At 76.1% G+C, this 10,417-nt stretch carries 8 protein-coding genes and 1 pseudogene; 5 read left to right on the top strand and 4 right to left on the bottom strand.

The genetic code is table 11. The features are described from left to right. Positions 1–124: pseudogene (locus ACI784_RS24865) on the top strand (IS481 family transposase); the annotation flags it as partial. Here the strand turns inward: ACI784_RS24865 and ACI784_RS24870 are convergent. Beyond that, the gene (locus tag ACI784_RS24870) at positions 121–1,119 is read right to left on the bottom strand and encodes a Gfo/Idh/MocA family protein (RefSeq protein ID WP_457015299.1); all 999 of its coding nucleotides are present in this window, start codon (positions 1,117–1,119) and stop codon (positions 121–123) included. The pseudogene ACI784_RS24865 and the gene ACI784_RS24870 sit on opposite strands and share 4 nt — an antisense overlap. Before the next feature lie 37 nt (positions 1,120–1,156). On the opposite strand from ACI784_RS24870, the gene ACI784_RS24875 reads away from it, so the two are divergent. Next, positions 1,157–1,438 carry a DUF4031 domain-containing protein gene (locus tag ACI784_RS24875; protein WP_456923230.1) on the top strand — a complete coding sequence of 94 codons (282 nt, stop codon included), beginning with the start codon at positions 1,157–1,159 and terminating at the stop codon, positions 1,436–1,438. Here the strand turns inward: ACI784_RS24875 and ACI784_RS24880 are convergent. Next, positions 1,404–2,036: an HD domain-containing protein gene (locus ACI784_RS24880; RefSeq protein ID WP_457015300.1), complete on the bottom strand. Its 633-nt coding sequence runs from the start codon at positions 2,034–2,036 to the stop codon at positions 1,404–1,406. The two genes, ACI784_RS24875 and ACI784_RS24880, sit on opposite strands and share 35 nt — an antisense overlap. Then, the gene (locus ACI784_RS24885) at positions 2,033–3,313 is read right to left on the bottom strand and encodes an ArgE/DapE family deacylase (protein ID WP_457015301.1); all 1,281 of its coding nucleotides are present in this window, start codon (positions 3,311–3,313) and stop codon (positions 2,033–2,035) included. The genes ACI784_RS24880 and ACI784_RS24885 overlap by 4 nt, the downstream gene beginning before the upstream one ends. Before the next feature lie 323 nt (positions 3,314–3,636). On the opposite strand from ACI784_RS24885, the gene ACI784_RS24890 reads away from it, so the two are divergent. The 3 genes from ACI784_RS24890 to ACI784_RS24900 all read left to right on the top strand — a co-directional run bounded on the left by ACI784_RS24890 (position 3,637) and on the right by ACI784_RS24900 (position 8,242). Further along, the gene (locus ACI784_RS24890; RefSeq protein ID WP_456923233.1) at positions 3,637–4,944 is read left to right on the top strand and encodes an MFS transporter; all 1,308 of its coding nucleotides are present in this window, start codon (positions 3,637–3,639) and stop codon (positions 4,942–4,944) included. Positions 4,945–5,066: 122 nt separating this feature from the next. Continuing rightward, entirely contained in the window at positions 5,067–5,195 is a 129-nt protein-coding gene (locus ACI784_RS24895; RefSeq protein WP_456923234.1) for a hypothetical protein, read from the top strand. A gap of 68 nt (positions 5,196–5,263) precedes the next feature. Beyond that, positions 5,264–8,242, top strand: a complete 2,979-nt coding sequence (locus ACI784_RS24900; RefSeq protein WP_457015302.1) for a helix-turn-helix transcriptional regulator — start codon at positions 5,264–5,266, stop codon at positions 8,240–8,242. Positions 8,243–8,372: 130 nt separating this feature from the next. Here ACI784_RS24900 and ACI784_RS24905 read toward each other — a convergent pair whose 3' ends face one another. Continuing rightward, entirely contained in the window at positions 8,373–10,178 is a 1,806-nt protein-coding gene (locus tag ACI784_RS24905; protein WP_456923236.1) for a DEAD/DEAH box helicase, read from the bottom strand. Positions 10,179–10,417: the final 239 nt, after the last annotated feature.

The raw sequence follows: 10,417 nt of genomic DNA on the forward strand, positions 1-10,417 counted from the left end.
GCGAGCCGCAGCCTTGCCCGACTGGCTGCACACCTACAACCATCACCGCAGCCACACCGCACTCGGCGGACAACCCCCGATCACCCGGGTCGCCGTCAGCAACCGTGCTGGGCACTACACCTAGCCGAGGACGGTGCGGTCCTCGGCGTGCCGGATGCCCAGCCGGTCGGCCGCCTCACCCAGCACCGCCTGCACCGCCAGGGTGTCGGCCAGGGGCATCACCGTGCTCTCCGTGCGGCCGGCCCGCAGGCACTCGGTCACCTCGGCGAGCTCGTGCGCGTAGCCGGTGCCGGTCGCCGGGCGGGTGATCGTCTCCGGCTCGGCGCCCGTGCGGTGCAGCACGATCGTCCGCGGGTGGTGGAAGCGGGGGAGGACGTCGATCCAGCCGGTCGTCCCGAAGACGCGGGCCTGGCCCGGCGTCGGGTACCGCAGCGAGGTGGTGAGCGTGGCGGTGCGGCCGTCCTCGTAGCCCAGCAGCAGCGCGGCCTCGGCGTCGGCGCCGGTCGGGAACAGCGAGCCGGCGACGTGCACGGTGTCGGGGGCGCCCAGCAGCATCTGCGCGAACGAGACGACGTAGACGCCGAGGTCCAGCAGCGCCCCGCCGCCGAGCTCCAGGGCGAACAGCCGGTCCAGCGGGTCGTAGTCGCGGGCCACGCCGAGGTCGGCCTGCACCGAGCGCACCTCGCCGATGGCGCCGTCGGCCACGAGCTCCCGCAACCGCACGACCGCCGGCTGGAACCGGGTCCACATGGCCTCCATGACGAAGACGCCGCGTTCGCGGGCCCGGTCGACGACCTCGGCGGCCCCCGCGGTGGTGGCGGTGAAGGCCTTCTCCACCAGCAGCGCCTTGCCCGCGTCGAGGGCGGCCAGCGCGATCGCGGAGTGCTGCGGGTGCGGCGTCGCCACGTACAGGACGTCGACGTCCGGGTCGGTGAGGACGTCGGCGTAGGAGCCGTGCGCCCGCTCCAGCCCGTGCCGCTGCGCGAACGCCGCCGCTCGGTCGGCCGACCTCGAGGCGACCGCGACCGGCCGCGCGCCGGGCACGTGCGCGAAGTCGCCCATCACGCTCTCGGCGATGCGGCCGGGTCCGACGATGCCCCAGCGGATCTCCTCGGTCACCCGAGCGACGCTAGCCGGGCCGGGGGAGACTCGCGCCGTGGCCGTGCTGATCGACACCCCCGTGTGGCACTGGCGCGGGCGGCTGTGGTCGCACCTGGTCAGCGACGTCTCCTACGAGGAGCTGCACGCCTTCGTCGCCGCCGAGCTGGGCATCCCGCGGCGGGCCTTCCAGGGCGACCACTACGACGTCCCCGAGGACCTCTACGACGTCGCCGTGGCGGCCGGGGCGCTGCCGGTCGGGTGCCGGGAGCTGCTGAGCCGGCTGCGGGCGGCCGGCCTGCGGCTCAGGAAGACGCGGCCCGCCGCCTCAGCAGGGTGAGCTCGGCGGTCAGGTTGGCCCGGGCGCGCGGCGTCCACTCCGCGGCGACGGCGGGCAGCCGGTAGAGCGCGGGCAGCGCGAGCAGGTGCTCCAGGACGGCGATGCGCCCGGCGGTGAACACCTCGTCGGACAGGTGCCCGTACTCCTCGCGCACCGCCGAGGCGTAGGCGGCGTAGGACTCCGGCGGGCCGGCCAGCACCGCGAGGTCGGCGTCGCAGAGCACCGCGCCGTTCGCGTCGTCCGGCGCGGGGTCGTGCCCGGCGGTCAGCAGCACCAGCCGGGCCACCTCCTCCACCCGCGCCTCGGGCACCAGCCCGCGCAGGCCGGCCCGCGCGCGCTCGGCGCTGACCTGCTCGTTGTCGGCGCGGGTGGGGTCGTAGACCACGTCGTGGTACCAGGCCGCGAGCCGGACGGCGTCCGGGTCGGCGGCCGCACCGGCCAGCTCGCCGACCAGCCCCAGGACGGCGGCCAGGTGCGCGAGGTCGTGGTACCGGCGGTGCGGCTGACCCCACGCGGCGACGACGGCGGCCCACTCGGTGCGCGAGGTCGGGGAGTCACCGGCCAGCGGTGTCCACTCCTCGAAGCCGACCAGGCTCATGCCGGCCCGCAGCTGCGCACGGTCAGCAGCGCGAACGCCCGCGCCGCGGTGACCAGCTCGGCGATCGGCACCCGTTCCAGGGGGCCGTGGGCGAGGTGCAGGTCGCCGGGGCCGTAGTGCAGCGTCGGGATGCCCGCGGCGGCGTACAGACGCAGGTCGCTGCCGGCCGGGATGGCCCGCTCGGGCGGCACGCCAGCACCGGTGTCGGCCACCGCCCACCGGACGTCGGCCAGCAGGGGGTGCCCGTCCGGCAGCGAGCCGCTGGCGAAGGAGCCGCCGGTCCAGGTGAGCCGGACCGGGTGCTCGGCCAGCCACGGGTCCGCGGCGCAGAAGGCGGCCAGCCGCGTCTCGAACGCCGCCCGGGCCGCGGCCACCGGCTCGCCCAGCCGGACGCCGTAGCGCCCCTCGGCGACCAGCCGGTCGGGCACCGAGCTGGCCCAGTCGCCGGCCCGCACCCGGCCGATGTTGATGCCGTAGGGGTAGCGGGCGCCGCCGAAGCGGGGATCGGCGCCGGCCTGCCGCTCGGCCTCGAACGCCCGCAGGTCGGCGTGCACGGCCGCGAACAGCTCGACGGCGCTCACGCCCTGGTCGCGGTGGGCGGCGTGCGCGGAGAGGCCGGTCACCTCCAGCCGGAAGGTGAGGGCGCCGGCGTTGGCCGTGACCACCGCGCCGGCGGTCGGCTCCGGGATGACGCACCGGTCGCCGCGGTGGCCCCGCCGCAGCGTGGCCCAGGCCCCCAGGCCGCCGTCCTCCTCGCCGACGACGGCGTGCACCGCCACGGGCCGGGCCAGCCGCACCCCCGCCGTCCGGACGGCGGCCACGGCGGCCAGGGCGGCGACCACGCCGGCCTTCATGTCGCATGCGCCCCGGCCGTGCACCGCACCGTCGGCGACGTGGGGGTCGAAGGGGTCGCGCGGCCACAGGGCGGGGTCCCCCGGCGGGACGACGTCGGTGTGGCCGGCGAAGACCAGCGCCGGCACCCCCTCGTCGGCGGCCGGCGCGGTGCCGACGACGCCCCACGCCTCGGTGCGCTCCACCTCCTGGCCGGGGGCGTCCGCTGCGGTCGCGGCCGCGGCGAGGTCGATCGGCCACCGGTCCACCGCGCAGCCGAGCTCCTCCAGCCAGCCGGCGACCAGGTGCTGCGCCTCGCTCTCGGCCGCCGTGCCCCCGACCGAGGGGACCGCGACCAGCTCGCGGAGCCGGTCGACCGCCCACCGCTCGTCGACGGCGGCCAGGACGCGGGCCTCGACGTCGGTCAGGTCGGTCAGGTCGGTCACGGGCGGAGTCTGGCACGCGACCCGGCCGATCCCGGCCGACGGCGGACCGCGGCGTCGACCGACCCGACTGGCCCCCGTGTGAGCTCTCGGGACCGGGGGTAACCTCGAAGCGTCCGGGCCGGGTGCATCGTGCCCCCGGGTGCCATTTGGTTACCGCCTTCACGGACCACCGCCCCGACTCCGGTCGGGGGCCTGGAGCCGTGTTGTGCATCTCGCCGCGAGGCGGCCGTCATCCGGTCCGGACCCAGACCTCGACATGCCGCCGCGGCGGCTCCCGCCTACCGTCGTCCCCAGGTGTGACCGGGCAGACATCGGGAGTGGGCATGGCAGGCGCGGTCCAGCACGGGCACGGCAGGACGACGGTCGACGAGCGGCACCGGCTACCGGTCAAGACGCTCATCTCGGCGAGCATCGGCAACGCGGTCGAGTGGTTCGACTGGACGGTCTACGCGACCTTCGTCGTGTACTTCGCCGGCCAGTTCTTCCCGGCCGAGAACGAGGCGCTGGCCCTGATCGGGGCGACGTCGACCTACGCGCTCGCCTTCTTCTTCCGGCCGCTGGGCGGCATCCTGCTGGGCCGGTTCGCCGACCTGCGCGGCCGCAAGGCCGGGATGCTGCTCACCATCCTGCTGATGGCCGGCGGCTCGATGGTCATCGCGATCCTGCCCACCTACGAGCAGGCGGGCTGGCTGGCCCCGATCCTGCTGCTGCTGGCCCGCATCGCGCAGGGGATGTCGCTGGGCGGCGAGGTGTCCAACGCGTCGGCCTACCTGGGCGAGATCGCCCCGCCGGCCCACCGCGGCCGCTACTCGTCGTTCTTCTACATCTCGACCGGCTCGGCGCTGCTGGCCGCCTCGCTGCTCGGCGTGCTGCTGACCAACGTGCTCGACGAGGGGCAGCTGCAGGCCTACGGCTGGCGGATCGCGTTCTTCCTCGGTGGTCTGCTGGGCCTGATCGGCATGTGGCTGCGCCGGTCGCTGGTCGAGACCGAGCAGTTCGAGGAGAGCGCCGAGAAGGCGCGGGCGACCAAGCACCCGCTGCTGCAGACGATCAAGCACCACCCGAAGGCCGTCGTCCAGCTGTGCTCGTTCACCCTGCTGTCGACGCTGTCGTACTACACGTTCTTCAGCGCCCTCACGCCGTTCGCGATCAACTTCCGCGACGCCGACGGCAGCGACGTCTTCCTGGCCCTCTCCATCGGCACGGCCCTGTTCGTGGCGCTGTGCTACCCGTTCGGGGCGCTGTCGGACCGGTTCGGGCGCAAGCCGCAGATGCTGGTCTGGTCCGCCGGGTACGCGATCCTCATCGTCCCCCTGTCGTTCCTGGTGCAGGACAACCTCTTCTCGCTGATCGTCGTCTTCTGCACCGGCCTCGGGCTGTACGCGCTGCTGGCCTCCATCGCGCCGGCGATCATGAGCGAGCTGTTCCCCACGGAGCTGCGGGCCACCGGCATCGGGGCCTGGTACAACCTCACCGTCGCCCTGTTCGGCGGCACGGCCCCGCTGGTCATCGTCGCGCTGTCCGACGCCGGGCACCCGCTGTGGTTCTTCTGGTACGTCGCCATCGCTGCCGCCATCGCGTTCTGCGTCATCCTGACCTTGAAGGAGACCAAGGGCACCGAGCTGCGCTGAGGTGACCTGAGGGGCCTCAGGCCCCGGCCGGGCCCGCAGGACTGCCCGACCGGCCGATGCCGGGGCAGGCCCCTCAGCAACACCGTCGACGTCGTCGGAACGGACGACGACAGGAGACGGTGATGGCGACCTACCCGAACCCCGGCCTCGAGGCCGAGCTGGCCTACCGCCGCGAGGTGCTGCAGCAGATCGGCCGCGGGACGCGCACCCGGCGTGGACCCTGGTTCTCGCGTCGCCGGCGGGCGGCCTGACGGCGGCCGGGGCGCCCCTCGTCCCGGCCGCCGCGGAGCCGTCCCCGGGCTCTGCCACGATCGAGGGCGTGCCGCAGTGGGACGACCGACCCCTGGTGGGCCGCGCCGAGGAGCTGTCCCGGCTGCTGGCCTCGGTCGACCGTGCCGTGGAGGGCCGCGGCTGCGCGGTGCTGCTGGCCGGTGACGCCGGCGTCGGCAAGACCCGGCTGCTCGACGAGCTGGCCGCCCGCGCTCCCGCGCACGGGGTGCGCGTCCTCGTGGGGCACTGCGTCGACCTCGGGGACGTCGGCCTGCCCTACCTGCCGTTCGTCGACCTGCTGCGGCCGGTGACCGGTGAGCCGCCGGCCGGGCTGCTGGCGGGCCGCGCGCCAGTGGCCGTCCCGGAGCAGCCGGGTGGCGAGGCCGCGGACCTCGGGCGGCCGCTGCCGCACCTGGCGTCCCGCCCCCTGCTGGACGACGGCCGGCTGCCGCTGTTCGAGGGGGTCGCCGCGCTGCTCACCGAGCTGGCCGCGGCCACCCCGCTGCTGCTGGTGCTGGAGGACGTGCACTGGGCCGACCGCTCCAGCCGCGAGCTGCTGCGCTACCTGCTCGCCCGCCTGGCCGACGAGCCGGTGGCGATGGTGGTCTCCTACCGCTCCGACGACCTGCACCGCCGCCACCCGCTGCGCCCGCTGCTCGCCGAGCTGGTGCGGTTGCCGGGCGTGGAGCGGCTGGAGCTGGAGCCACTGCCGGACGCCGCCGTCGGCGAGCTCGTGCGCGGGCTGGCCGCAGGCGTCCCCGAGAAGACCGTGGACGACGTCGTGGCGCGCGCCGAGGGCAACGCCTTCTACGCCGAGGAGCTGACCGCTGCGGGCCTGGCCGGTGAGACCCTGCCGCTGGCGCTCACCGACGTGCTGCTGGCCCGGGTGGAGCAGCTCGGCGAGGCCGCCCAGCGCGTGCTGCGGGTGGCCGCGGTCGCCGGGCGGCGCGTCCACCACGACCTCGTGGCCGCGGTCAGCGGGCTCGCGCCCGCGGAGCTGGAGGCCGCGCTCGCCGAGGCGGTGCACCACCACCTGCTGGTGGTGTCCGACGGCGGCCGCTACCGCTTCCGGCACGCCCTGCTGCGCGAGGCCGTGCTCGCCGACCTGCTGCCGGGGGAACGGGTGCGGCTGCACGCCGCGATCGCGGCCCACCTCACCGCCGTCCCGGGCGCGGGCACCGCCGCCGAGCTGGCCCACCACGCGCGGGGCAGCAACGACCTCCCGCGGGCTCTCTCCGCCTCGCTCGACGCCGCCGCGGAGGCCGGCCGGGCGGGCGCGCCGGCCGAGCAGCTGCAGCACCTGGAGGCGGCCCTGGCCCTGTGGCCGGCGGTGCCCGACGCGGCCGAGCGGGCCGGGCGCGACCACCCCGCCCTGCTGCTGGAGACCGCGGCCGCGGCCCGGCGCGGCGGCGAGCTGCACCGGGCGGTGGCCCTGCTGCGGGAGGCGCTCGCGCTCCTGGGGGAGGAGGGCGACCCGGTGGTGCGGGCCCAGGTGCACTCCACCCTCGCCCAGGCGCTGGGCCGGATCGAGGACCAGGCCGCGGCCCACCGCGAGAGCAGCCGGGCGATGGAACTGGTGCCGGCGCAGCCGCCGTCGGTGGTGCGCACGTGGGCGGCGGCCACGCACGCGCGCACCAGCTACGACGTGGGCCGGTGGGCCGACGGTGACGCCGCCGCCGAGGAGGCGCTCGCGGCGGCCGACGCGCTCGGCCTGGACAGCGCCTGGGCCGACACCGCCGTGTCCCTGGCGCGGGTCCGCGGCTCCGGGGACCGCGCCGCGGTGCGCGCCCGGCTCGAGGAGGCGCTGGCGCGGGCCCGCCGATCCGGCGACACCGACGTCGAGCTGCGGGTGCTGTTCAACCTCGCCGTCGTCCCCTACGAGGCCGGCGAGCTGGCCGAGTCCGGGACCTGGATCGACGCCGGGCTCACGCGGGCCCGCGAGCTCGGCGTGGAGTGGGCGTTCTACCCCGCCGAGCTGCGGCACCTCGGGGTCGTCGTCCGCTACGTGTCCGGCGACTGGGACGGCAGCCTGGCGCTGGCCGAGGAGCTGGCGCGGGTGCCGGACATGGCGGCGCACGTGCGCGCGGCCGGGCTGCTCGTCCGGGTCGGCCGCGGGGACCCGACGGCCGCCGAGCGGGTGGCCTGGGCGCGGGGGCTCACCACCCGGCTGGACGCCCACGTCCTCCTGCTGCTGGCCACCGCCGGCGCGGAGATCGACCTCGCGGCCTGGTCCGGCGACGCCGGAACCGCCGTGGAGCGGGCCCGCGCCGCGGTGCAGCAGGTGCACACGTACTGGGACGTCGACCGGCTGGCCGTCCTGCGCCTGGTCGCGACGGCGCTCGCGCCGGTGGCCGACGCCGCGGCCACCGCCCGGATGACCGGCGACGACGCGGCGGTCCGGCGGTGGTCGGCCGCCGGGGAGGAACTCGCCGCCGCGGCTCGCTCGGCGGTCGAGGACCACGTCCGGGCGATCGGCGGGTACGGCGTGGAGGCCGCCGCGTGGCGGGCCCGGGTGGAGGCGGAGACGGCCCGCCTGGCGGGGCGGGATGTGCCGGAGCTGTGGCGGGCCGCCGTCGACGGGTTCGGGTACGGGCACGTCTTCGAGCAGGCGCGGTCGCGGTTCCGGCTCGCCGAGGCGCTGCTGGCCACCGACGACCGGGACGGCGCCGCCGCGGAGCTGCGTGCCGCGGGCGAGACAGCGGTGCGGCTGGGGGCGGCGCCCCTGCAGGCCGCCGTCGTGGCGCTGGCCCGCCGCTGGCGGTTGCCGCTGGACCTCCCGGGGGCGCGGCGGGTCGTGGAGGGCGGTGCGGTCTTCACGCCGCGGGAGACCGAGGTGCTGCGGCTGCTGGCCCAGGGCCGGACCAACCGGCAGATCGGCGCCGAGCTCCACATCAGCGAGAAGACCGCGAGCGTGCACGTCAGCAACATCCTGGCCAAGCTCGGCGCCGGCGGCCGCACCGAGGCCGTCGCCATCGCCGCGGCCCGCGGCCTGCTCCCGTCAGCGGAGGCCGGCCGACTGGGCAGTTGACGTCGCCGACACGCGCCGGCACGCCGCGGCAGGCGGCCACAGGTGCCCAGTCGCGAGTCGCGGTCGGCAGCGGCTCAGCGGCGGGCCGGGGACGGCACCTGGCCGCGGTGCGGTCCGGAGGACCGCGTTGTCACAGCATGGTGCGGAGGCGTTCCCGGCGGGCGCGGAGGACGTCGACCGAGGCCGAGGCCGACGGCGGTCCGGGCACCGACCTGCGCAGCTCGGTGTGCACCACCGCGTGCGGCTGCGAGGTGCGGGCGGCCACCCGGCTGACCAGGCGGTTGATCTCGCGCCGGAGCTCGGCGGCGTCCCGCCAGGAGCGGCCGGCGTCGATCTCCTCCGGGTGGTCCTCGACGGGGAACAGCCCGGCCTCGTCGTCCTCGTGGTGTGCCCGCTGGGCGATCCGCAGCCGCAGCTCGTCGTCCCGCTTGGCCAGCAGGGACGCCGTCTGCTCGGCGGTGAGCAGACCGGGGATGCCGAGGAACTCCTCCTCCTCGGCGCCGAGGTCTCCCGCCCGCCCCGCGGCGGAGCTGCCCTCGCCGGTGTGCGCCGTGCCGCTGGCCAGGACGTGCGCGAAGCGGGCGTCGGCCTCCAGGGCCTCGAACTGCTTGACGCTGTCGCCGACCTCGCGCTCCTTGGGCGGCAGCGGGTCGAGGTCGAGCTCGTCGCCCTGCACCGTCTTCGGCGGGGGCATGACGTGGTTCCGTTCCTTCTCCATCGACGCGGCGAGACCCAGCAGCGGCCGGACGGCGGGGAGGAACACGGTGGCCGACTCGTGCGGCGCGCGGGAGCGGACGACGCGCCCGACGGCCTGGGCGAAGAACAGCGGCGTCCGGTAGGAGGTCATCCAGGCGAGGACGGCGGCGCGCGGGACGTCGACGCCCTCGGAGATCATCCGGACGCAGACGGCGATCCGGGCGGACCCGGTGGCGAACCGCTCGATCTTCTTCGACGCCTTGGGGTCGTCGGACAGGATCAGCTCGGCCGGCTTGCCGGTGACCCGGCGGACGATCTTGGCGTAGGCGCGGGCGTCGTCCTGGTCGCTGGCCAGCACCAGCCCCGCGGCGTCGGGCATGCCGTTCTCGCGCAGGTGGGTGATGCGGTCGTCCATCGCGGCGATGACGTGCGGCACCCACTGGCCCTTGGGGTCCAGGGCGGTGCGCCAGGCCTGCATCTCCACCGAACGGGTGCCGGCCTCCGACAGCGACGCGGCGACGACCTCGCCGGCGGAGTTCCGCCAGCGCGAGGTGCCGGTGTAGGCGGCGAAGACGACCGGGCGGACGACGTTGTCGGCCAGCGCCTCCTTGTAGCCGTAGGTGTAGTCGGCGCGGCTGACCAGGCCCATGCCGCCCTCGCCGTCGTCGCCCTCGAAGCCGTCCTCCTCGTAGCGGACGAAGGGGATGCGCTCGTCGGGCTTGGTGCGGAACGGGGTCCCGGTCAGGCACAGCCGCCGGGCGGCCATCCCGTAGGCCTCCTCGACCGCCTCGCCCCAGGACAGGCCGTCGCCGGCGTGGTGCACCTCGTCGAGGATGACCACCGTCTTGACGGCGGTGGCGCGGGCGGCGTGCAGCATCGGCTTGCCCGCGACCTGCGCGTAGGTGGTGACGTACCCCTGGGTGCCGGCGCGCACCGGGCCGACGGCGTTGGTCAGGTTCGGGTCGAGGACGATGCCCATCCGGTCGGCGGCCTCGGCCCACTGCAGGCGCAGGTGGTCGGTGGGGCAGACGACGATGACGCGGGCGACCTCGCGCCGGGAGAGCAGCCGCGCGGCGAGGGTCAGGGCGAAGGTCGTCTTGCCCGCGCCCGGGGTCGCGGTGACCAGGAAGTCCTTGGGGGAGCTCTCCTCGTACCTGGCGAGCGCGGCCTGCTGCCACGCCCGGAGCGGTCGGCTGGTCGTCTGCGGGCCAACGGCCTCCGCTCGTGCTGCGCTCCCCATGTCGGGACCCATCTTCGCCGGGCCGACGGCGACACGCCCAACCGGCCGCCTCCCGCGCGCCGTCCCGCCGCCGACGTATGGCTGGCTCTGGCGAACCGCTGACCTGCACGGATGTCCCCGACCGACCCGGCGGTGTGGGCATCGTCATGCCCGTACCGGACCGTCACGTCACGCCCCGCGGGTCCCAGCCGCCCCGCGACGCGCAGTGGAGTGCCAGGGGCGAGGTCCCTCGCCCCTGG

The sequence above is a fragment of the Geodermatophilus sp. SYSU D01186 genome (genome assembly GCF_054050215.1).